Raw genomic sequence first — 21,118 nt, 5'->3', positions numbered from 1 at the left:
GAACTCCCTGCACGTTAGCGCCCCTATCAGAGCGACGCCGCAAGAGCCTCCAACGTCTCGGCCGACGTGTGGCGCGGCGTCCAGCCCAGCTGCGTCTTGGCCTTGGTGGTGTCCATCACCACCGACGTGCGCGCGACGTGCAGCCATTCCGCCGCGGAAGGCACAAACGGCAGCCGGGCGATCACCGCCGACGCCGCCGTCGCCGCCGCGGTCGGGACCCGCACCGGCCGGCCGCCGAGCGCCGAGGCCACCTCGGAGACGGACACCACCCCGTCGCTAGCGATGTTGTAGGCCCCGGGCGGCGCCGAACCCGTCGCCGCCAGCGCGATGGCCGCGGCGACGTCGTCGTGGTGCACCAGCTGCAGTGGGTTGCCGGGGTCGGGAACCGGGGGTTTGAGCAGCGGCAACACCCGGGTTGCGGTGGCCGCGTAGGGGATACGGTTCCACGGCATCGCGTCGGCCAGCGCATGTGCCTGCGGGCCGGCGACGATGCACGGCCGCAGAACGAACACCTCCAACGGCGAACCCGCGGTGATCTCCTGCAGGGCGGCTTCGCAGGCGGCCTTCTGTTCGGAGTAGTAGTGCTCGGGCGAGCCCCGCGGCGGCACGTCCTCGGTGAGCGGGACCGGATTGTCGGCGTGGTAACCGTAGGCGGCCACCGAGGAGCTGTACACCAGGCGGCGGGGGCGTCCTTCGGCGGAACCGGCCGCGCAGGCTTCGAAGACGTTGCGGGTGCCGGCCAGGTTCACCCGCGCGCTTTCCTCCCGCGATCCCATGATGATGAACGCCAGGTGGACGACCACGTCGGCGTCGGCGACCAGCGCGTCCACCGCGTCGCGGTCGGTGATGTCGCCCTGCCGGTATGTCGTGTTGGTCCAACCCCGGGACGACGGCTCGAAGGGTCGACGGGCCATGCCGATGATGCGGTCGACGGCCGGGTCGCGTTCCAGCGCCGCGACCGCGGAGGTGCCGATCTCGCCGGTCGGCCCGGTGACCGCGACAGTGAGTCCCATTGCGCCCGGCTACCCGCGTGGTCGGTCGTCAAACCTGGGCTGTCCACAGTCGGGCGTTCCTCCACAGCCCCGCCTCGGCGCGCCGCGCGGCGAGCGCCGTTGACGGTCGGCGCACCTACCGTCGGCCCATGCGAACAGAACTGCCTGCCGAGCGGCTGCACCGGCGCCTGGGCGCCCAATCCGACACGTCCGACGACGACGGCGACGGTGATCCGAATTCGCTGCTGCCACGGTGGGTCCCGGACGGCTCCGCGCAGCAGAGCCTGCTCGCCAGGGTGCGCGCCGATCCCGGGCGTGCCGGCGCCATCGCGCTGGCGGTGATCGCCGCGATCGCCGTGCTGGTCACCGTCTTCACGCTGGTGCGCGACCGGCCGGCGCCCGTGGTGTCGGCGAAGTTGCCTCCGGTGGAGATGGTGTCGTCGGCGACCCGCAGTCCGAGCGCGAGCCCGTCGGCCGGGCCGGCCCCGCCGGTGGTGGTCAGCGTGGTCGGGCTCGTGCACAGCCCGGGGTTGGTCACGTTGGCGCCCGGCGCGCGGATCGCCGACGCGCTCAACGCGGCCGGCGGTGCGGTGGACGGCGCCGACACGATGGGCCTGAACATGGCCCGCCAGGTCGGTGACGGCGAGCAGATCGTGGTCGGAATCGCGCCGCCGAAAGGGCAACCGGCGGCGCTGGGCAGTTCGGTCAACCCGGGTTCGGCCGCGCCGGCGGCGCCCGCGGCGCCGGGCAAGCCGTCCGGACCCACCTCGGCGAAGCCGGGCCAGGTGATCGACCTGAACACCGCGACGGTGCAACAGTTGGACACCCTGCCCGGCATCGGGCCGGTGACCGCGGCCGCGATCGTCGCGTGGCGCGAAGCCAACGGCAAATTCAACAGCGTCGACCAACTCGCCGAGGTCGACGGCATCGGCCCGGCGCGGCTGGAGAAGCTGCGCGCCCTGGTCCGTGTCTGACGGCGGTGCACACCCCGTTCGGCGGCCCGCCGCCGGCGCGGCTGGATGTGCGTCTGGTGCCGGCCGCGCTGACCGGCTGGCTGGTCACCGCCGCGGGAATCGTCTGGCCGGTCGGCAATGTCCTTGCGGCGCTGGGCGTTCTGACCGCCGTGGCGGGTGCGCTCTCAGCGCGCACGTCGCGACTGCGCACGTTCGGCATCGGTCTGGTCGCCATCGGTGTGGTGGGGGCGGGGTTCGGCTTCGCGATCGCGTTGCGAGCCAACGCGGTCGCTCGTCACCCGATCACCGCGGCGTTCGGGACGGCCACGTGGGTGACGGTCACCCCCAGCGAGAGCGCATTGACGCTGGGGCGCGGCCGGCTGATGTTCCGCGCCACCGCCCAGCGGCTCGGGGACGACGAGATATCCGGTCGGGTAGTGGTTTTCGCACCCGTATCCAGTTTCCACGACGTGATGGTGGGCCAGCCGATGCGGTTTCGGGCAAGGATCACCCGTCCCACTCGCCATGACCTGACGGTGGCGGTGGTCAACGCGATCGGAGCGCCGACGACCGGCCGCGCCGCGCCGGTGCATCGTGCCGCGCATGTCGGGCGTGATCGGTTCGCTGCCGGAGCGCGTCGCGTGCTGCCGGCTGATCAAGCCGCCATGCTGCCGGGGCTGGTCCTGGGCGACACGTCGACGGTCACCGCGATCACGGCCCAGGAGTTCCGGACGGCCGGGCTGACGCACCTGACGGCGGTGTCAGGCGCAAACGTCACGATCGTGTGCGGTGCAGTGCTGTTCACCGCGCGGCTGGTCGGCCCGCGGGCGGCGGTCGGGCTGGCCGCGGTCGCGTTGCTGGCGTTCGTGATTGTGGTGCAGCCGACGGCCAGCGTGTTGCGCGCGGCGGTGATGGGCGCGATCGCGTTGGCGGGCGTGCTGAGTTCGCGGCGCCGCCAGGCGATTCCGGCGCTGTCGGCCACGGTGCTGCTGTTGATGGTGATCGCTCCGCAGCTGGCCGTCGATGTCGGTTTTGCGCTGTCGGTGGTTGCCACCGCGGCGCTGGTGGTCATCGCGCCGGTCTGGTCGGCGCGTCTGGTAGCGGCCGGCTGGCCCAAGCCGCTGGCCGACGCGGTGTGCGTGGCCTGGGCCGCGCAAGTGGTGACCGCCCCGCTGGTGGCGGGCATTTCGGGGCGGGTCAGCTTGGTGGCTGCGGTCGCGAATCTGGCTGTCGCGGCGCTGATCGCCCCGATCACCGTGCTGGGCAGCGCGGCCGCTGTGCTGTGCATGGTCTGGCCGGCCGCGGCGGCGTTGTTGATCCGGTTCACCGGTCCGGAACTGTGGTGGGTGCTACATATCGCGCACTGGGCGGCCGGCGTGCCGGCTGCCAGCATGCCTGTTCCGTCCGGCGCTCCCGGCGTGGTGCTCGTCGCGGCCGCCGCGGTGCTGACCGTCGTGCTGTGGCGGTGGCGCTGGTTCCGCGTGGTGATGGCCGTCGGCGCGGTTGGTCTGCTGGCCTGGTCGCTGTCGGGGCTGATGCCAATCCAGCCCGGCGGATCACTGTCGGCCGCCCATGAAACGATCGACCGGTGAGCCAGGCGTTGCACCTCGTGCTGGGAGACGAGGAACTGCTTGTCGAGCGCGCGGTGGCCGGTGTGCTGCGGTCGGTACGGCAGCGGACCGGCAGCGACGACATTCCGGTGAGCCGGCTTCGGGCCGGCGAAGTCGGGACTTACGAGCTCGCCGAACTGCTGAGCCCGTCGCTGTTCGCCGACGAGCGGGTGGTGGTTCTCGAAGCGGCCGGTGAGGCGGGCAAGGAAGCGGCCGAATTGATCGCCGCCGCGGCGGGTGACGTGCCGGCGGGCACCGTGCTGATCGTCGTGCATTCGGGCGGCGGGCGAGCCAAGGCGCTCGCCAATCAGCTGAAAACACTTGGCGCACAAGTACATCCGTGCGCGCGTATCACCAAACCCAGCGAACGCGCCGACTTCGTCCGCAAGGAGTTCCGGTCGTTGCAAGCCAAGGTCGACCAGGAGACCGTCAACGCCCTGCTCGACGCGGTCGGCTCGGATGTACGCGAACTCGCCTCAGCGTGTTCACAATTGGTCGCCGACACCGGAGGCCGCGTGGACGCCGCCGCAGTGCGGCGCTATCACAGCGGCAAGGCCGAAGTGAAGGGCTTCGACATCGCCGACAAGGCGGTGGTCGGTGATGTCGAAGGCGCCGCTGAAGCCCTGCGGTGGGCGATGATGCGCGGCGAGCCGCATGTGGTGTTGGCCGACGCGCTGGCCGAGGCGGTGCACACCATCGGTCGGGTCGGGCCGCTGTCGGGTGATCCGTACCGGCTGGCCGGCGAGCTCGGCATGCCGCCCTGGCGGGTGCAAAAGGCGCAGAAACAGGCGCGGCGGTGGTCACGCGACATGGTGGCCACGGCGATGAGATGGGTCGCCGCGCTGAACGCCGACGTCAAGGGCGCGGCCGCCGACGCCGACTACGCGCTGGAGGCCGCCGTGCGGCGGGTTGCCGAGCTGGTCGCCGAGCGGGGCCGCTAGCAGCGCCAACAGACGTAAAAGCACCCTGGTTTCAGGGTGCTTTTGCGTATGGTCGCGCGTCGGCTCAGAGCTTGTTCAACGCCCGGGCCAGCGCCGACTTCTTGTTGGCCGCCTGGTTCTTGTGGATGACACCCTTGCTGGCTGCCTTGTCCAGCTTGCGGCTGGTCGACGCCAACAACTCGGCGGCCTTGTCCTTCTCGCCGGCCTCGGTGGCCTCGCGGAACGCGCGAACAGCCGTGCGAAGCGACGACTTCACCGACTTGTTGCGCAGTCGCCGGCGCTCGTTGGTGCGGTTGCGCTTCTGCTGCGACTTGATGTTGGCCACGGGAAAAGTTCCTTCGTCGATCTCAGCGGGAGTTTTGGGCTGCAGGCGCCGGGCAGGCGGCAGCGAATGACCAGGTTATCAGTAGCCGCGGAGTTCTCCCAAAGCCGAGCTCACTGGCCTGCGGAAACGGTCCTCGAACAGGCAATCGCCACCATATCGTTCGGTGATGGCCGCCCGCCCGCAGCACGGAGCGCCGCTGGCCCTGTGGGCCGCGGCATGCATCGCCCTGCTGGTGGGGGCGGTGGCGATCGGAGTCGCGCTCGGCGGCGTCATGCCGCTGCCGTACGGACCGGCCGCCCCAGTCCAGCAGTACGTGGCCGAGCAGCGGCTGGCGGTGCTGGTCATCGCCGTCGGCGTGTTCGCGTCGTCGGTGCCGCTGGCCGGCTACGCGGCGACGGCCGGCGCCAGGCTGCGGGAGTTGGGGGCCACCGCGAGCTCGTCGGCGCTGGCGTTGGCCGGCGGAATCCTGGCCGCGGGCACGCTCGGTGCGACGGGCCTGGTGGGCTGGGTGCTGTCGCGCCCCGACGTCGGCGACGCCGCCCTGGTCCGGGCGCTGTATTACCTGGCGTTTCTCATCGGGGGGCCGGCGCACATCGTGGCTCTCGGCCTGCTCGTCGCCGGCATGTCGGTCCCGGCCGTGGCGCTGGGGCTACTGCCGCGGCCGCTGGCTTGGATCGGCCTGGCGCTCGCTGCCTTTGCCGAGCTGGCGACGCTCGTCCTGGTCTGGCCGATCCTGGGCGTGATGCTGCCGATCGCCCGAGTTACGGCGCTGGCATGGCTGCTGCTGGCCGGCATGCGGCTGCGCCGCAACGAGCGCCGCTCGGGGTGAATGACGGTCAGATAGGCGGCCGGATTTCGACTCGATGCAGGTCGTCGCCGAGTTCGATTCGGCCGTCGAACTCAGCGGCGGCCAGCGCACGCCACTGCTCTTCCTGGCCGGGTGCGATCCCCGGCACATAGTGGGTCAGCACCAGGGTGCCCACCCCCGCGCGCTTCGCGGTGGTGGCGGCCTGCTGCACCGACGAGTGGTAGTCACAAATGTCGCGGATCCGCTGTTGCGGCAGCTGCCCGATGATGTCCTTCCGGATCACCGTGTGCACCAACGCATCCGCGCCGACGGCCAGCCGATCGAGGGTCTCGCACGGCACGGTGTCGCCGGCCAGGACGACCGAGGCGCCGCCCGTGTCGATCCGGAATCCGATCGTCGGGGCCACCGGACGGTGATCGGTGGGCGCCACCCGGATTGAGACGCCGTCGCGGTCCCAGACCGTGCCCGCGGTGTATTCGTGCACCTCGACCGGCGGCGGTGCCGTCAGGTCGGCGTGGTGGGCGATCCGGTAGCCGATGTCGTGGCCGAATGCTTTCAACGTCGCGTCGACCACTTCCGCGGTGCCCGGCGGCCCGATGACCGGCAGCGGCGCCGGGTCGGGCGCGAACGTCGTCACCCAGCGGGTGATGAGCACGTCGCCGAGGTCGGCGATGTGGTCGCTGTGCAGGTGTGTGAGCAGCAGCGCCGATAAGCCATTCGCGCCCAATCCGATTGCGGCCGCCCGCTGCAACACGCCGCGTCCGCAATCCACCAGGAATACCTGTCCGTCTGCTCGCACCAGGGTCGACGGTCCGGCCCGGTTGGGGTCAGGGATCGGACTTCCGGTGCCGAGCAGCGTGATCTCGATCATGACCCAGATACTGCACGGATGCCGGCCGCTCAAGGGTGAAATCGGCGATTCGACCAGGCCGCTGAGCTGGACGGACGTGCCGTTTTTGATACGCCGCTTTCACGCCGACCGAGTTGGCCGTAGCCTGGTGTGAACCGGATCACAACGGGAGGCCCCGATGCGGATAGCAGACGTGCTGCGGAACAAGGGTGCGGCAGTGGTGACGATCAACCCCGAGGCGACGGTGACCGAACTCCTTGCGGCGCTTGCCAGGCACAACATCGGCGCGATGGTGGTCGTCGGCCCTGACGGCGTCGTGGGCATCGTCTCCGAACGGGACGTGGTGCGCCAGCTGCACGCCCACGGCCCCGCAATGCTTTCCCGGCCGGTCTCCAAGATCATGACCGCCGTCGTGTCGACGTGTAAGAAGAGCGACACCGTCGACGCCATCAGCATGCTGATGACCGAAAACCGGGTGCGGCATGTGCCGGTCATCGAGAACGGCAAGCTGATCGGCATCGTCAGCATCGGCGACGTGGTGAAGAGCCGGATGGAAGAGCTGGAGGCCGAGCAGGCTCAGCTGCAGTCCTACATCACCCAGGGCTAGAGCTTCAGCTCCAGGAGTAGTCGGCCCGCAACCGCGCGGCCACCACGTCGAACATCTCGCGCTGCAGGATCGCGCCTTCGCGGCGGATCCCCTCCTCGGGCACGTCGAGCACCCGGTCCAGTCGCACCCAACTCGACCGGCCCTCGTGGTCCCAACTGCCGCTGCCGATGCCGACCCAATCGCGATCGTCGGCGTGGCGCTCCTGACTGGACAGCATCAGGCCGAGCAACGTCTGCCGGTCACGGCCCACCACCAGCACTGGGCGGTCCTTGCCGCGGGTGGGGTCCTCCTCGTAGGCCACCCACGTCCACACGATCTCGCCCGGATCCGCACGACCGTCGAGGTCGGGAGCGTAGACCAGCTTGCGGGCCCGGTGCGCGGTCGGAACGCTGGTCCGGGTGACCGGCCTGCCCGCGGCAATCTCGGTGGGCGGCGACGGCGCGGTGCCGGCGATGACGTCCATGCCGAGCTTGATGCCGCGCTGGATTCCCGGCGAGTTCTGCAGCTGGCGGATGAATTTCGGCGCTTCGTTGAACACCAGGTTCTCTGCGAACCGCTGCAACGTCCTCCACTGTGACGCCATGTTCGCAGGATAGGACGCCCGGCACGATTGTGTCCCGGTGGTGCTGCCTCGATACCCTGGACATACCCGCTCGCGGCCGCGCAGCACCCGTCGTACCAGGAGATTCCCATCAGCAGTTTCGCCGACCAGACCTTCACCGCGCCGGCGCAGATCAGGAACTTCTGCATCATCGCCCACATCGACCACGGCAAGTCCACGCTGGCCGACCGGATGCTGCAGCTGACCGGCGTCGTCGACGAGCGGTCCATGCGGGCGCAGTACCTCGACCGAATGGACATCGAGCGGGAACGCGGCATCACGATCAAGGCACAGAATGTGCGCCTGCCGTGGCGGGTGGGCGACACCGACCACGTCCTGCACCTGATCGACACCCCGGGCCACGTCGACTTCACCTACGAGGTGTCCCGCGCGCTGGCCGCCTGCGAAGGCGCGGTGCTGCTGGTCGACGCCGCGCAGGGCATCGAGGCGCAGACGCTGGCCAACCTGTATCTGGCGTTGGATCGCGACCTGGTGATCATCCCGGTGCTCAACAAGATCGATCTGCCCGCCGCCGACCCCGACCGCTACGCCGGCGAGATCGCCCACATCATCGGCTGCGAACCCGACGACGTCCTGAGGGTTTCCGGGAAGACCGGCGAGGGTGTGGCGGAACTGCTGGACGCCGTCGTCAAGCAGGTTCCGCCACCTCAGGGCAACGCCGAAGCACCAACGCGGGCAATGATTTTCGACTCCGTCTACGACATCTACCGCGGCGTCGTGACCTACGTGAGGGTGGTCGACGGCAAGATCACCCCGCGCGAGCGGATCGCGATGATGTCGACCGGCGCCACCCACGAACTGCTCGAAGTCGGCATCGTCTCGCCCGAACCGAAGGCTTCCGACGGGCTGGGCGTGGGGGAGGTCGGCTACCTGATCACCGGCGTCAAGGACGTCCGGCAGTCCAAGGTCGGTGACACCGTGACGACGGCCCGCCACGGCGCCACCGAACCGCTGACCGGCTACCGCGAACCCAAGCCGATGGTGTACTCGGGCCTGTATCCCGTCGACGGGTCGGACTACCCGGACCTGCGTGACGCGTTGGACAAGTTGCAGCTCAACGACGCCGCGCTCACCTACGAACCGGAGACCTCGGTGGCGCTGGGGTTCGGATTCCGTTGCGGCTTCTTGGGTTTGCTGCACATGGAGATCACCCGTGAGCGGCTGGAGCGCGAATTCGACCTCGACCTGATCTCGACCTCACCCAACGTGGTGTACCGAGTGGTCAAAGACGACGGGACCGAGACGGTTGTCACCAATCCGTCGGACTGGCCGGAGGGCAAGATCCGCACGGTGTACGAACCCGTCGTCAAGACCACGATCATCGCCCCCAGCGAATTCATCGGCACCATCATGGAACTGTGCCAATCCCGGCGCGGCGAGCTCGGCGGCATGGACTACCTGTCGCCGGAGCGGGTCGAACTGCGCTACACGATGCCGCTGGGCGAGATCATCTTCGACTTCTTCGACTCGCTGAAGTCACGCACCCGCGGCTACGCCAGCCTCGACTACGAAGAGTCCGGTGAGCAGGAGGCGGCGTTGGTCAAGGTCGACATCCTGTTGCAGGGCGAGGCCGTCGACGCGTTCAGCGCGATCGTTCACAAGGACGCCGCGGCCGCCTACGGCAACAAGATGACCACCAAGCTCAAGGAACTCATCCCGCGCCAGCAGTTCGAGGTGCCGGTGCAGGCCGCGATCGGCTCGAAAATCATTGCCCGGGAGAATATTCGGGCCATCCGCAAGGACGTGCTGTCCAAGTGCTACGGCGGTGATATCACCCGCAAGCGCAAACTGCTGGAAAAGCAGAAGGAAGGCAAGAAGCGGATGAAGACGATCGGTCGGGTCGACGTGCCGCAGGAAGCCTTCGTCGCCGCGCTGTCGGCCGACGCCGCGGGGGACAAGGCAAAGAAGTAGCTACTCCTGCTTGTTCGCAACGACCTCACCCGACGCCGCGTTGATCGTGACTTTGTGTCCGACCAGATTGGTGTCCCAGACGTGGCCGTTCCACACGGTGGTGTTGTTGGTGTCGTCGAGCTTCAACTCGGTGATGGAGCCGTTGGGAACAACGGTCAGCATCTTGTTCACGGCGGCCTGATAGTCCAGATGGGCGGCTTGGATCAATGAACGGTGCTGGGCCTTGTCGGTATCGCTGTCGTTCTTCGGCGTCGGCCCCACCAGCACCGTGACACCGTCGACCCCAATTTTCAGTTGCTGCTCGGTGCCATCCGGGGCGACCACCCGCGCCTTCCAGGTTCCCTCGTCCTCGGTTTCGCTTGCGATGAACGTCAGGATGCTGTTCGGCACGGTGCCCACCGCAGTGGCGCCGGCGCGCAACAACGTGTGCGGGTCGGGCGGGGCGTCCGGGCGGGGCCACGACGCGCTGGAGGTTGTGGTCGCCGACGTCGCGGCGGGCTTACCATCGTGGCCGCATCCGGCCAGTGCCAGCAGCGTGATGCAAACGAATGCGGTCCGAATTGCGAATCGACGTGTCATAGCAGCCATCAGTGCACCGTACCGCGTCGACGCCGCGCAATCGCGTCGACTGAGTGGAACACGCGGCGGCGCAAGCGTTTTCCGTCGTTGGCGCGCAGCTAAGGGGCTCGCGCAGGACGCAAGTCACATCGGGGCGTTGGCGGGTTGGAACACCCCGGTGGAGTCGGCCTCTTCCTCGGCGCGGATCACGTGCACGACGGCGTTGATCAGCGCCAGGTGGGTGAACGCCTGCGGGAAGTTGCCCAGGTGCCGGCCGGTGCGCGCCTCGATCTCCTCGGCGTAGAGATGCAGCGGGCTGGCGAACGACAACAGTCGCTCGCACAGATGCTTGGCCCGGCTCACCTCGCCGATCTCGACCAGCGCCGACACCAGCCAGAACGAGCAGATGGTGAACGTGCCCTCCTCGCCGGTCAGCCCGTCGTCGGTCTCCTCGACGCGGTAGCGCAGCACCAGACCCTGTTCGGTGAGGTTGTCGGCGATCGCCAGCACCGTCGAGCGCACCCGCGGGTCGTTCGGCGGCAGGAATCGGGTCAGCACCACCATCAGCAGCGAGGCATCCAGCGCGTCGGTGTTGTAGTGCTGCTTGAACACACCGTTCGAGTTGACCCCGTGCTCCAGGATGTCGGCCTTGATCTCCTCGGCGGTCGCCCGCCACTGCTGCGCGTAGCTCTTCTCGCCCTGCCGCTCGGCCAGCTTGGCGCCCCGGTCCAGCGCCACCCAGCACATCACCTTCGACGAGGTGAAGTGCTGCGGTTCACCGCGCACCTCCCAGATACCGCGGTCGGGTTCACGCCAGTGCTTGGCCGCCTCTTCCACCTGCTTTTTCAGTACCGGCCACAGCGTCTCCGGAATCTGCTCACGCGATTTGGAGTGCAGATAGAACGAGTCGAGGATGCTGCCCCAGATGTCGTGTTGTTCCTGGTTGTAGGCGCCGTTGCCGATCCGCACCGGGCGAGCGTGGTCATAGCCCGACAAGTGGTGCAGTTCGGACTCCTCCAGGCTGCGTTCGCCGCCGACCCCGTACATCACCTGCAGCGGATGGCGTTCGCCGTTGTTGGCGCCGGACACGTCGGCGATGAACGCGAAGAAGTCGTCGGCCTCACGATCCAGACCCAGCGTGTACAGGCCCCACAGCGCGAACGTCGAATCGCGAATCCAGGCGTAGCGGTAGTCCCAATTGCGCTCGCCCTGCGGCGTTTCCGGCAGCGAGGTGGTGCTGGCCGCCAGCAGCGCGCCGGTCGGCGAATACGTCAACCCCTTCAGCGTCAGCGCGCTGCGCTGCAGATACGCCCGCCACGGATGGTCGGGGAAGTTGCCGATGTTGATCCACTGTCGCCACGACTCAGTGGTCTGCCACATCTTCTCGGCGGCCTCTTCGTAGGTCTGCGGCGCGGGGTGCTTGGACCAACTGAGCGCGACGAACACGTCGTCGCCCTCCTTGAGCCGGGTCCGCGCCCGCGCCTCCCGGCCTTCCAGGCCGATCCGCAGATTGGTGGTCAGCCGCAGCGTCGGATGCCCGTCGGGGTTGTGTTTGGCCCGCGCGATCGCTTCGCCGTAGGCGTGGGCCGAGTATTCCCAGGCAGCGCCGACCCGGTGGTAGTCGAACGCCGGCTCGCAGCTCATCATCAGCTCGACGGTGCCGGACACGCAGCGCACGGTGCGCAGCAGTATGTGCTCGGCGTCCCAGTCCATCGGGGTGCGACGATGTGTGCGGGACCGCCGCTCGATGTCGTGCCAAGGCCCCATCACCAGCGCGTCGCGCACGATTAGCCAGCCGGTGTGGGTTTGCCACGTGGTCTCCATGATCAGGCTGCCGGGCAGGTAGCGCCGCGCCGAGGGCACCGAGACGCCGTACGGCCCGAGCCTGAAGTGGCCGGCGCTGCGGTCCAGGATCGCGCCGAAGACGCTCGGCGAGTCCGGCCGCGGCACGCACAGCCACTCCACCGAACCGGCCGGCGAGATCAGGCATGTCGTCTCGCAGTCAGACAAGAACGCGTAGTCGGCAATCGGCGGGAAGGGGTTCCGCAGCGAGCCGCCGGGCGCGAACGGCACCGGGGACGTGATGGTGAACGGCGCGACGCTGGCTTCGGAGGTCTCGTCGGCAGACTCGGCGTGCAGGACCATGCCGACATCATCTTCTTCCGACGCGGCCGCCGTCCACTAGGGGTGGGGCGTGTCCCGCCGGGCGAAATCGGTCGCCGTTGGTTTCGCCGGCCCGCGGCGAATAGGGTGAGCCCGTGGACGGGTTCCTCAGCTGGTGGGACGGCGTCGAGTTGTGGTTGTCCGGGCTCGGGTTCGTACTGCAGACCATCGTGGTGATGCCGGTTGTGCTGGCGTTGGCCTACGTTGTCGCGCTCGTGCTGGACGCGATGCTGGGCCGCGGCATCCGGCTGATGCGCCGCGCCCGCCACAGTGACGAAGGGTCCACATGAGCCGCATGCCCCGCTCGCAGGTGACCTTGGTGCTTGTCGCGCTGGTGGTCCTGGTCATCGTCACCTGGTGGCTGACGCGCTGATCCGGCGGATTCTGTTAGGCTTCGCGCCATGCATACAGCGACCGGCAACAAAGAGTGCTATGTCTTGGCGCTCATTGCCGTGGGGAATTGCGCTGTAGCCGACGTGCACTGTTGTCGCTGACTGAAATACCCGCGCGCGGTCTGGCGTCGGTGTCGGCGGAATTCGACAATTACTGATCACTTCAGACCAGGGCCTTTCCGCAGCGACGGGATTGTTATCCGAAAGCCCGGCACGGAAAGGTCCAATGCTCAACTTCGTCAAAGCTGCCTCGCGCGTCATCGCCCTTGCGGCTGGCGTCGGTGTGGCCGCGGCGTGCCATGGCGGCGCCAGCGACGTCGTCGGCGGTGGGGGACCGGCAAATGCGCGCACGAGCATCACACTGGTCGCCTACTCGGCGCCAGAACCAGGGTGGAGCAAGGTGATTCCGGCGTTCAACGCCTCTGCCGAAGGCAAGGGCGTGCAGGTGATCACCTCCTACGGCGCATCCGCCGACCAGTCACGCGGCGTCGCCGCCGGTAAGCCCGCCGACATCGTCAACTTCTCGGTCGAACCGGATATCACCCGGCTTATCAAGGCCGGCAAGGTTTCCAAGGATTGGGACAAAGACGCCACCAAAGGCATTCCGTTCGGCTCGGTGGTGACCTTGGTGGTGCGGCAGGGCAATCCGAAAAACATCAAGGACTGGGACGACCTGTTGCGGCCCGGCGTGGAAGTCATCACACCCAGCCCGTTGAGTTCGGGGTCGGCCAAATGGAACCTGCTGGCCCCCTACGCCGTCAAGAGCGAGGGCGGGCGAAATCCCCAGGCGGGCGTGGACTTCGTCAACAAATTGGTGAGCCAGCACGTCAAATTGCGCCCCGGCTCAGGGCGTGAGGCCACCGACGTGTTCGTACAGGGCAGCGGCGACGTGCTGATCAGCTATGAGAACGAAGCCATCGCCACTGAACGGCAAGGCAAGCCGATCACGCACATCAACCCGCCGCAGACCTTCAAAATCGAGAACCCGCTGGCGGTGGTGACCAGTAGCGCCCACCTAGACAGCGCGGTCGCGTTCAAGAACTTCCAGTACACCGAGAAGGCGCAAAAGCTGTGGGCGCAGGCCGGTTTCCGGCCGGTCGACCCAGCCGTCGCCGCGCAGGTTCGCGACCAATTCCCGGTGCCGCTCAAGCTGTGGACGATCACCGATCTGGGCGGCTGGGACACCGTCGATCCGCGGCTGTTCGACAAGAACTCCGGCAGCATCACCGGAATCTACATGCGAGCCACCGGATGACCGCGCCGGCGACACTGATGCCCAATCTGAACGACGCACGCCGCGGCGGCACGTCGCTGCGGGTCGGGGTGGCGATGGGGTGGCTGTCGGTGATCGTGTTGCTGCCCTTGGCCGCAATCGGCTGGCAGGCCGTCGGCGGCGGATGGCGCGCGTTCTGGCTGGCGGTCAGCTCCAACGCTGCGGTGGAGTCGTTCCGGGTGACGCTGACGATTTCGGCCGGCGTCACCGTCTTGAACATGGCGTTCGGCCTGTTGATCGCCTGGGTGCTGGTGCGCGACGACTTCCCGGGCAAGCGGCTGGTGGACACCATCATCGATCTGCCGTTCGCGTTGCCCACCATCGTCGCCAGCCTGGTGATGCTGGCCCTTTATGGCCCGCACAGTCCGGTCGGCCTGCATCTGCAGCACACCGGATGGGGTGTGGCGGTGGCCCTGGCATTTGTCACGCTGCCGTTCGTGGTGCGCGCAGTGCAGCCGGTGCTGCTCGAAATCGACCGCGAGGCCGAAGAAGCGGCCGCGTCGCTGGGTGCCAACAACGCGACGATCTTCACGTCGGTGGTGCTCCCGTCGCTGACGCCTGCGTTGTTGTCCGGTGCGGGCCTGGCATTTTCGCGGGCCATCGGTGAATTCGGCTCGGTCGTGCTGATCGGTGGCGCGGTGCCGGGGAAAACCGAAGTGTCGTCGCAGTGGATCCGCACCTTGATCGAGAACGACGACCGCACCGGCGCTGCGGCGATTTCGATTGTGTTACTAGGTATTTCGTTCGTGGTGCTGTTCATCCTGCGTACGTTGGGGGCGCGTACGGCCAAGCGCGAGGAGTTGTCGGTATGACGACCTCACCGCGAGTCCGCTACCTGCTTCGCTACCTCGCGCTCGGCTATATCGCCGTGCTGTTGGTGGTGCCGGTGGCGCTGATCCTGTGGCGGACCTTCTCGCCCGGCCTCGGCCAGTTCTACGCCTGGGTCAGCACGCCCGCGGCGATCTCGGCGCTGCAGCTGTCGCTGCTGGTGGTCGCGATCGTGGTGCCGCTGAACGTGATCTTCGGCATCCCGACCGCATTGATGCTGGCCCGCAACAGGTTCCGCGGCAAAGGTCTGCTGCAGGCCATCATCGACCTGCCGTTCGCGGTCTCACCCGTCATCGTCGGTGTGGCGTTGATCGTGCTGTGGGGGTCGGCCGGCGCGCTGGGCTTCGTGGAGCGAGATTTCGGGCTGAAGGTCATCTTCGGACTGCCCGGGATCGTGCTGGCCAGCGTTTTCGTCACGCTGCCGTTCGTGGTTCGTGAAGTCGAACCGGTGTTGCACGAGCTGGGCACCGATCAGGAAGAGGCCGCGGCAACGCTGGGTTCGTCGTGGTGGCAGACGTTTTGGCGGGTCACGTTGCCGTCGATCCGGTGGGGCCTGACCTACGGCATCGTGCTGACCATCGCCCGGACACTCGGCGAGTACGGCGCGGTATTGATGGTGTCGTCGAATTTGCCTGGAAAATCACAGACGTTGACGCTGCTGGTATCCGACCGCTACAACCGCGGCGCCGAATACGGCGCCTACGCGTTGTCGACATTGCTGATGGCGGTATCGGTGGTGGTGCTGATCGTTCAGGTGCTGCTGGACGTCCGGCGGGTAGGCAAGGAGGTCGCATGACCAACAACGCAATCATCGTGCAGGGCGCCAACAAGCGTCACGGAAACTTCGTCGCACTCGACGACGTCGACTTCACCGTTCCCGCCGGCTCGTTGACCGCACTGCTGGGACCCAGCGGCTCGGGCAAGTCGACGCTGCTGCGCGCCATCGCCGGACTCGACCAGCCCGACACCGGAACCATCACGATCAACGGCCGCGACGTCACCCGGGTCCCGCCCCAGCGGCGCGGCATCGGGTTCGTGTTCCAGCACTACGCCGCGTTCAAGCATCTGAGCGTGCGCGACAACGTCGCGTTCGGGTTGAAGATCCGTCGTCGACCGAAGGCCGAGATCACCAAGAAGGTGGACAACCTGCTGGAAGTGGTGGGGCTGTCCGGTTTTCAGAACCGCTACCCGAACCAGCTCTCTGGCGGGCAGCGCCAGCGGATGGCGCTGGCCCGCGCGCTGGCCGTCGATCCGCAGGTGCTGCTGCTCGACGAGCCGTTCGGTGCGCTGGACGCCAAAGTCCGCGAGGATCTGCGGTCTTGGCTGCGCCGCTTGCACGACGAGGTGCATGTCACGACCGTGTTGGTGACCCACGACCAGGCCGAGGCGCTCGACGTCGCGGACCGCATCGCGGTGCTCAACAAAGGGCGCATCGAGCAGGTCGGGTCGCCGGCCGAGGTTTACGACACTCCGGCGAACGCGTTCGTCATGTCGTTCTTGGGGGCGGTGTCCTCGCTCAACGGCGTCCTGGTTCGTCCACACGACATCCGGGTCGGCCGCAGACCCGACATGAAGATCGCCGCCAGCGACGCCGCCGCCGAATCCGCCGGCGTCGTGCGCGCCACGATCGATCGGGTGGTGATGCTGGGCTTCGAGGTTCGGGTGGAATTGACCAACGCCGCCACCGGCGGGCCATTCACCGCGCAGATCACCCGGGGCGACGCCGAGGCGCTGGCCCTACGGGAGGGCGACACCGTCTACGTGGCCGCCACCCGGGTGCCGCCGATGGCCGGGGAAGTCAGTGCACCGGTAGCCGACGTGCTGGCTGATGCCCGCCGAGCGTGAATCTCACGACGCGACACGCCGAAAACTCGTCGCCGAGTTCACAGTCGGGGTGGACGCGTTAGGCCGCGACCGGCTCCGCCAACGCTTCGTCGTAGCGGTCCAGCACGGTTTCCGCGACCAGCGGGTGTGCGCCCAGGGTTGCGGCCATCGGAATTCCGTTGTCCCGCGCATACTCCGACACACGATCGAGCAGTAGCCCGGGCGCCAGGAACCACGGCGCGATGACAAACCGCCGTGCGCCGCGCCGCCGCAACGTCTCCACGGCATCCGCCGGCGACGGCCCCGATCCGGTGACGAACGCCGTCGTCGCACTGGCCCAGCGGGTGCCCATCGACAGCTTCGCCGCGACGGATGCGGTGCGCGCGTTCGCCAACGCATGTGACGAGCCGATCGCGACCACCACCACGCCTAGGTCGGCGTCTGAATCAGAAACGCCTACGCCGCTGAGCCTTTCGCGCAGCACCGCCACCAGCCGATCGTCCTCGCCGAGCACCTCGGCCTGTCGCACACCAGCGAAGCCCGCGCTCTGTGCCGGGATGTCGATGCGGGCGTGGTAGGCGTCGGCCAGCAGGAACGGGGTAATCACTGCGCCGGGCGTCAGCACCTCGGGCAGGCTGGGTGTGTTCAGCTCGCAGAACGCGACGCGCACGTCAAGGCCCGGCCGCAACAGCCGCAGCCGTCGAGCGACGGCTCTAGCATTGGCCGCCGACCGCGAATCCCTGCTTCCGTGGGCGGTCAACACAAGCGAAGTCACGACGCGTGCAACCCGCATTCGATCTTGCCGGTGCCTTGCCAGCGTCCGCTGCGCGGGTCGGCGCCTTCGGCCGGCTTGGCCGTGCACGGCGCGCAGCCGATCGACGGATAGCCTTCGTAGACAAGCGGATTGACCAGCACGTCGTTCTCAGCGATGTAGTCGTCCATGTCCTGATCGGTCCACGCGGCGAGCGGGTTGATCTTCACCAGCTTGAAGGCCTCGTCGAAACTGATCAGCGGCGCATTGGCGCGAGTGGGCGCTTCGACCCGGCGCAGCCCGGTCACCCACGCGGAATACCCGCGCAGCGCTTTGGACAGCGGCTCGACCTTGCGCAGCCGGCAGCACTCGTTGGGTTCGCGGGCGAACAGATCCTTGCCCAGCAACTTGTCCTGCTCGGCGACGGAGTGCTCGGGGGTGACGTTGAGCACGTGAATGTCGTAGACCGCCTCGACCGCGTCGCGGGTGCCGATCGTTTCTACGAAGTGATAACCGGTGTCTAAGAACAGCACCGGCACGCCCGGGCGGACCTTGGCGGCCAAATCGACCAGCACCGCGTCCTGCATGTTGGAGGCCACCACGTAGTTACAGGTTGCCGCCCCGCGCGGGCCGTGCACGCCGCCGAAGTTCTCGTCGGTCCAGCGCAGCAGGTCGGTGGCGCCGGCGCCGTCCAACTCGGCCGCGCCGCGCGCGGCCAAGTCCCGTAGTTCTGCCTCGCTATACGTCATCGCAGATCCGCCTCGTCGGCGCGGGCCGCCCAGGTGGCGAACCGTTCGCCTTCGTCGCGCTGCTTGACGAAGTTGCGGACCACCCGGTCGATGTAATCCGGCAGTTCGTCGCTGGTGACCTTGTGCTGGCGCAGTTTTCGGCCGAACCCGCTGTCGAACCCGAGGCTGCCGCCGAGATGCACCTGGAAGCCCTCGACCGAGCCGCCGTGGCCGTCGTCGACCATCTGGCCCTTGAACCCGATGTCTGCCACTTGAATTCGCGCGCACGAGTTGGGGCAGCCGTTGATGTTGACGGTGATCGGCACGTCGAGCTGTGCGTTGATGTCTTCGAGCTTGCGCTCCAGCTCGGGTACCAACACCTGAGAGCGGCCGCGGGTTTCGGCGAACGATAGCTTGCAGAACTCAATTCCGCTGCACGCCATCAGGTTTCGGCGCCAGTGCGACGGGCGCGACGGCAGTCCCAGCGCGTCGAGGCCCGCGACCGTCTCGTCGAGCCGCTCGTCGGGAATGTCGAGGATGATCAGTTTCTGATACGCCGTGAAGCGCGCCCGGTCGGAGCCGGCTCGCTCCATCAGGTCGGCCACCTTCGACAGGGTGGTGCCGGAAACCCGCCCGGCGATCGGGGCCACCCCGATCGCATTGAGCCCGTTCTTCAGCCGTTGCACGCCCACGTGGTCGATCGGGTGCTTGACCGGTTCGGGCGCAGGGCCGTCGATCAACGGCCGCTTGAGGTACTCGGTTTCGAGAACCTCGCGGAACTTCTCGACACCCCAGTCTTTGATCAGGAACTTCAGCCGCGCCTTCGAGCGCAGCCGGCGGTAGCCGTAGTCGCGGAACACACAGGTGACCGCTTCCCACACGTCGGGCACCTCGTCCAGCGGCACCCAGACACCGACCCGCTGGGCCAGCATCGGGTTCGTGGACAGCCCACCGCCGACCCACAGGTCCAGGCCCGGCCCGTGCTCGGGGTGGTTGACGCCGATGAACGACACGTCGTTGATCTCGTGCGCCACATCCTGAAGGCCCGATACCGCGGTCTTGTACTTCCGCGGCAGGTTGGCGTACTCCGGTTTGCCGACGTAGCGCCGCACGATTTCGTCGAGCGCGGGGGTGGCGTCGAGCACCTCCTCCAGCGAGTCACCGGCCAGAGGCGAGCCGAGCATCCCGCGGGGGCAGTCGCCGCAGGCTTCGGTGGTCTGCAGGCCGACGGCTTCCAGCCGCTTCCAGATCTCCGGGACGTTTTCGATCTCGATCCAGTGGCACTGCAGATTCTCCCGGTCGGAGATGTCGGCGGTGTCGCGCGCGAATTCGGTGGAGATCTGCCCGAGCGTGCGCATCGCCGCGGCCGACAGGGCCTTGCCGTCCGTGCGCACCCGCATCATGAAGTAGCTGGCCTCGAGCAGGTCGGCGTTCTCGTCGCCGGTCCAGGTCCCGTCGTAGCCCTCCGCGCGCTGGGTGTAGAGCCCCAGCCAACGGAACCGGCCCCGCAGATCGGTCTTGTCGATGCTGTCGAAACCCTGCTGGGCGTAGACGTTTTCGACGCGGGCCCGCACGTTCAGTGGAGCGTCGTCGAACTTGAGCTGCTCGGTGGGATTGAGCGGTTCACGCTCGCCCAGCGCCCACTGGCCTTCGCTGCGGCTCTTGGCCGGGCGGGTGGTCGTCATTCGGCGGTCTCCTTTGCGGAGTGGCCGGCTTGGACCGCGCGGATCACCGGTGGCTGTCCCGGCGGCGCAGATCCGACAGCCAGCTGGAAGTACAGGTGGGCGGGTCTACGACATCAAGGCAGACAGCGACAGCTGCAGACACGCTTGAGATCGATGTGCCGACGCGCAACCAGGGCAACCCCAGACTCGGTGCAATAGGCGACGGTCACCGGGCCATTGTGCCACAGACCCGGCAGGCCGTTTCATCAGGCCGAAGTTTTCGTCACGATGAGCGAAAAGCCTGCAGACAGGCGTGTCGATCGCCGAAAAAGCCGCTGAACTGCCTCAAACTACCTGCGTGCGCGCCATTCGGCGCGGGCAGGTAGGCGGTTGACATGAATGAAGTCGAAGCTCCGCAAGCCGGCGCTCGTGACGAAGGCCACTCCGCGCCCCGGCGAGCACACCTACGCTGGCTGGCCGCCATCGCGTTAGCGGTTGTGCTGGTTGGCGCGAGCGGTTACGTGGGCCGGCTGCAATTCGAGCGACACCAGACGGACGTCGCCGCACAGCAGGCAGTCGCTGCGGCCGTGAAATATGCGGTCGCGCTGACAAATTTCGACAGCCAGGCGATGGACCGCAATATCGCGGTGATTCGCGACGGCGCGACCGGTGAATTCAAGCAGCGCTACGACAAATCCCATGGAGTGTTGCGGATGGTGCTGCTCGACCACCAGGCGAACGCGCAAGGCCAAGTCGTCGAATCGGTGGTCAAGTCCGCCAGCACCAACAAGGTCGAGGTTGCGCTGTTCGTCGAGCAACTGGTCAGCAATCTCGAAGCTCCCGACTCGGTGGTCGACTTCAGCAGCATCAACATGACCATGGAGAGAGTCGACGGCCGGTGGCTGGCCAGCAAGGTGCAACTGCGATGAAAGCTAAGGTCAGGCCGGCGGCAATCGCGCTCGCGGCACTAGCGATTGTTCCCTTCAGCAACCTTGCCTCGGCGGACACCGTCAACTGGGACGCGCTTGCCCAATGCGAATCGGGCGGCAACTGGTCGGCCGACACCGGCAACGGTTTTTACGGCGGCCTGCAGATCAGCCAGGCGACCTGGGAGGCCAATGGCGGCGTGGGTTCACCGGAAAACGCCTCGCGTGCCCAGCAGATCCAGGTGGCGCAGCGGATTTATGAGACGCAGGGGGCCAAGGCATGGCCGGGATGCGCTTCTCCTACTCGCAGGGTCGCGCCGGTGGGCTCGCTGAACCATTTGTTGACCTACATGTTCACCCAGCTCGACGGGATCAAATAGAACCCCGTTCGC

General features: G+C 67.6%; 23 protein-coding genes and 1 pseudogene. 14 read left to right on the top strand and 10 right to left on the bottom strand.

Going from position 1 to position 21,118, the window contains the following annotated elements; genetic code table 11:
* Window positions 1–26: 26 nt before the first annotated feature.
* On the bottom strand, window positions 27–1,013 hold the full coding sequence (locus tag MFM001_RS07460; RefSeq protein WP_116374608.1) for an NAD-dependent epimerase/dehydratase family protein: 987 nt from the start codon (window positions 1,011–1,013) through the stop codon (window positions 27–29).
* A gap of 128 nt (window positions 1,014–1,141) precedes the next feature.
* On the opposite strand from MFM001_RS07460, the gene MFM001_RS07455 reads away from it, so the two are divergent.
* The 3 genes from MFM001_RS07455 to holA are packed head-to-tail and all read left to right on the top strand — an operon-like array spanning window position 1,142 to window position 4,496.
* Window positions 1,142–1,966, top strand: coding sequence for a ComEA family DNA-binding protein (locus MFM001_RS07455; RefSeq protein ID WP_116374607.1), 825 nt, complete (start codon window positions 1,142–1,144; stop codon window positions 1,964–1,966).
* A 47-nt stretch (window positions 1,967–2,013) separates the two neighbouring features.
* Window positions 2,014–3,537 carry a ComEC/Rec2 family competence protein gene (locus tag MFM001_RS07450; protein ID WP_116374738.1) on the top strand — a complete coding sequence of 508 codons (1,524 nt, stop codon included), beginning with the start codon at window positions 2,014–2,016 and terminating at the stop codon, window positions 3,535–3,537.
* An 8-nt stretch (window positions 3,538–3,545) separates the two neighbouring features.
* Window positions 3,546–4,496, top strand: a complete 951-nt coding sequence (gene holA, locus MFM001_RS07445) for a DNA polymerase III subunit delta (RefSeq protein ID WP_116374737.1) — start codon at window positions 3,546–3,548, stop codon at window positions 4,494–4,496.
* 64 nt (window positions 4,497–4,560) lie between these two features.
* On the opposite strand, the gene rpsT is transcribed toward holA, so the two are convergent.
* Window positions 4,561–4,821, bottom strand: a complete 261-nt coding sequence (gene rpsT, locus MFM001_RS07440) for a 30S ribosomal protein S20 (RefSeq protein WP_116374606.1) — start codon at window positions 4,819–4,821, stop codon at window positions 4,561–4,563.
* A 166-nt stretch (window positions 4,822–4,987) separates the two neighbouring features.
* Between rpsT and MFM001_RS07435 the strand changes: the two genes are divergently transcribed.
* The gene (locus MFM001_RS07435; RefSeq protein ID WP_238158998.1) at window positions 4,988–5,650 is read left to right on the top strand and encodes a hypothetical protein; all 663 of its coding nucleotides are present in this window, start codon (window positions 4,988–4,990) and stop codon (window positions 5,648–5,650) included.
* A 7-nt stretch (window positions 5,651–5,657) separates the two neighbouring features.
* On the opposite strand, the gene MFM001_RS07430 is transcribed toward MFM001_RS07435, so the two are convergent.
* Window positions 5,658–6,500, bottom strand: coding sequence for a ribonuclease Z (locus tag MFM001_RS07430; protein ID WP_116374605.1), 843 nt, complete (start codon window positions 6,498–6,500; stop codon window positions 5,658–5,660).
* Between the two features lie 157 nt (window positions 6,501–6,657).
* Here MFM001_RS07430 and MFM001_RS07425 point away from each other — a divergent pair, with 157 nt between their 5' ends.
* Window positions 6,658–7,086 (top strand): CBS domain-containing protein, encoded by a 429-nt coding sequence (locus MFM001_RS07425; RefSeq protein WP_116374604.1) that lies wholly within the window; start codon window positions 6,658–6,660, stop codon window positions 7,084–7,086.
* Window positions 7,087–7,090: 4 nt separating this feature from the next.
* Here the strand turns inward: MFM001_RS07425 and MFM001_RS07420 are convergent, their stop codons facing one another.
* A complete protein-coding gene (locus tag MFM001_RS07420; protein WP_192886876.1) occupies window positions 7,091–7,669 on the bottom strand; it encodes a type II toxin-antitoxin system PemK/MazF family toxin in 579 nt (192 codons plus the stop codon).
* On the opposite strand from MFM001_RS07420, the pseudogene lepA reads away from it, so the two are divergent.
* A pseudogene (gene lepA / locus MFM001_RS07415) lies at window positions 7,660–9,619 on the top strand (translation elongation factor 4). The gene MFM001_RS07420 and the pseudogene lepA sit on opposite strands and share 10 nt — an antisense overlap.
* On the opposite strand, the gene MFM001_RS07410 reads toward lepA, so the two are convergent.
* A complete protein-coding gene (locus MFM001_RS07410; RefSeq protein WP_142760676.1) occupies window positions 9,620–10,207 on the bottom strand; it encodes a PepSY domain-containing protein in 588 nt (195 codons plus the stop codon).
* A 114-nt stretch (window positions 10,208–10,321) separates the two neighbouring features.
* On the bottom strand, window positions 10,322–12,322 hold the full coding sequence (locus tag MFM001_RS07405; RefSeq protein WP_116374602.1) for a glycoside hydrolase family 15 protein: 2,001 nt from the start codon (window positions 12,320–12,322) through the stop codon (window positions 10,322–10,324).
* Window positions 12,323–12,435: 113 nt separating this feature from the next.
* On the opposite strand from MFM001_RS07405, the gene MFM001_RS07400 reads away from it, so the two are divergent.
* The 6 genes from MFM001_RS07400 to MFM001_RS07380 all read left to right on the top strand — a co-directional run bounded on the left by MFM001_RS07400 (window position 12,436) and on the right by MFM001_RS07380 (window position 16,678).
* The gene (locus tag MFM001_RS07400; RefSeq protein ID WP_116374601.1) at window positions 12,436–12,630 is read left to right on the top strand and encodes a hypothetical protein; all 195 of its coding nucleotides are present in this window, start codon (window positions 12,436–12,438) and stop codon (window positions 12,628–12,630) included.
* 111 nt (window positions 12,631–12,741) lie between these two features.
* Window positions 12,742–12,834: an Ms4533A family Cys-rich leader peptide gene (locus MFM001_RS25150; protein ID WP_371685378.1), complete on the top strand. Its 93-nt coding sequence runs from the start codon at window positions 12,742–12,744 to the stop codon at window positions 12,832–12,834.
* 124 nt (window positions 12,835–12,958) lie between these two features.
* Window positions 12,959–13,987 (top strand): extracellular solute-binding protein, encoded by a 1,029-nt coding sequence (locus MFM001_RS07395; RefSeq protein WP_116374600.1) that lies wholly within the window; start codon window positions 12,959–12,961, stop codon window positions 13,985–13,987.
* Window positions 13,984–14,817, top strand: coding sequence for a sulfate ABC transporter permease subunit CysT (gene cysT / locus MFM001_RS07390; protein WP_238158995.1), 834 nt, complete (start codon window positions 13,984–13,986; stop codon window positions 14,815–14,817). The genes MFM001_RS07395 and cysT overlap by 4 nt, the downstream gene beginning before the upstream one ends.
* Window positions 14,814–15,629, top strand: coding sequence for a sulfate ABC transporter permease subunit CysW (cysW, locus tag MFM001_RS07385; protein ID WP_116374599.1), 816 nt, complete (start codon window positions 14,814–14,816; stop codon window positions 15,627–15,629). The genes cysT and cysW overlap by 4 nt, the downstream gene beginning before the upstream one ends.
* On the top strand, window positions 15,626–16,678 hold the full coding sequence (locus MFM001_RS07380; protein WP_116374598.1) for a sulfate/molybdate ABC transporter ATP-binding protein: 1,053 nt from the start codon (window positions 15,626–15,628) through the stop codon (window positions 16,676–16,678). Before cysW ends, MFM001_RS07380 begins: the two co-directional genes overlap by 4 nt.
* A gap of 58 nt (window positions 16,679–16,736) precedes the next feature.
* On the opposite strand, the gene MFM001_RS07375 is transcribed toward MFM001_RS07380, so the two are convergent.
* The 4 genes from MFM001_RS07375 to MFM001_RS25145 all read right to left on the bottom strand — a co-directional run bounded on the left by MFM001_RS07375 (window position 16,737) and on the right by MFM001_RS25145 (window position 20,030).
* Window positions 16,737–17,432 carry a sirohydrochlorin chelatase gene (locus tag MFM001_RS07375; RefSeq protein WP_116374597.1) on the bottom strand — a complete coding sequence of 232 codons (696 nt, stop codon included), beginning with the start codon at window positions 17,430–17,432 and terminating at the stop codon, window positions 16,737–16,739.
* Entirely contained in the window at window positions 17,429–18,157 is a 729-nt protein-coding gene (locus tag MFM001_RS07370; protein WP_116374596.1) for a phosphoadenylyl-sulfate reductase, read from the bottom strand. Before MFM001_RS07370 ends, MFM001_RS07375 begins: the two co-directional genes overlap by 4 nt.
* On the bottom strand, window positions 18,154–19,821 hold the full coding sequence (locus tag MFM001_RS07365; protein ID WP_116374595.1) for a nitrite/sulfite reductase: 1,668 nt from the start codon (window positions 19,819–19,821) through the stop codon (window positions 18,154–18,156). The genes MFM001_RS07370 and MFM001_RS07365 overlap by 4 nt, the downstream gene beginning before the upstream one ends.
* 113 nt (window positions 19,822–19,934) lie before the next feature.
* On the bottom strand, window positions 19,935–20,030 hold the full coding sequence (locus MFM001_RS25145) for an Ms4527A family Cys-rich leader peptide (RefSeq protein WP_369386622.1): 96 nt from the start codon (window positions 20,028–20,030) through the stop codon (window positions 19,935–19,937).
* Window positions 20,031–20,195: 165 nt separating this feature from the next.
* On the opposite strand from MFM001_RS25145, the gene MFM001_RS07355 reads away from it, so the two are divergent.
* Together MFM001_RS07355 and MFM001_RS07350 are read left to right on the top strand one after the other, a co-directional pair.
* Window positions 20,196–20,729: an Mce protein gene (locus MFM001_RS07355; RefSeq protein ID WP_116374594.1), complete on the top strand. Its 534-nt coding sequence runs from the start codon at window positions 20,196–20,198 to the stop codon at window positions 20,727–20,729.
* Window positions 20,726–21,106 carry a transglycosylase family protein gene (locus tag MFM001_RS07350; protein ID WP_116374593.1) on the top strand — a complete coding sequence of 127 codons (381 nt, stop codon included), beginning with the start codon at window positions 20,726–20,728 and terminating at the stop codon, window positions 21,104–21,106. Before MFM001_RS07355 ends, MFM001_RS07350 begins: the two co-directional genes overlap by 4 nt.
* The last annotated feature ends 12 nt before the right edge of the window (window positions 21,107–21,118 follow it).

The sequence above is a fragment of the Mycobacterium sp. MFM001 genome (assembly GCF_003402475.1).
GTDB lineage: Bacteria > Actinomycetota > Actinomycetes > Mycobacteriales > Mycobacteriaceae > Mycobacterium.
The sequence above is the reverse complement of the archived record's forward strand: the minus strand, read 5'-3'. Positions and strand labels throughout refer to the sequence as shown.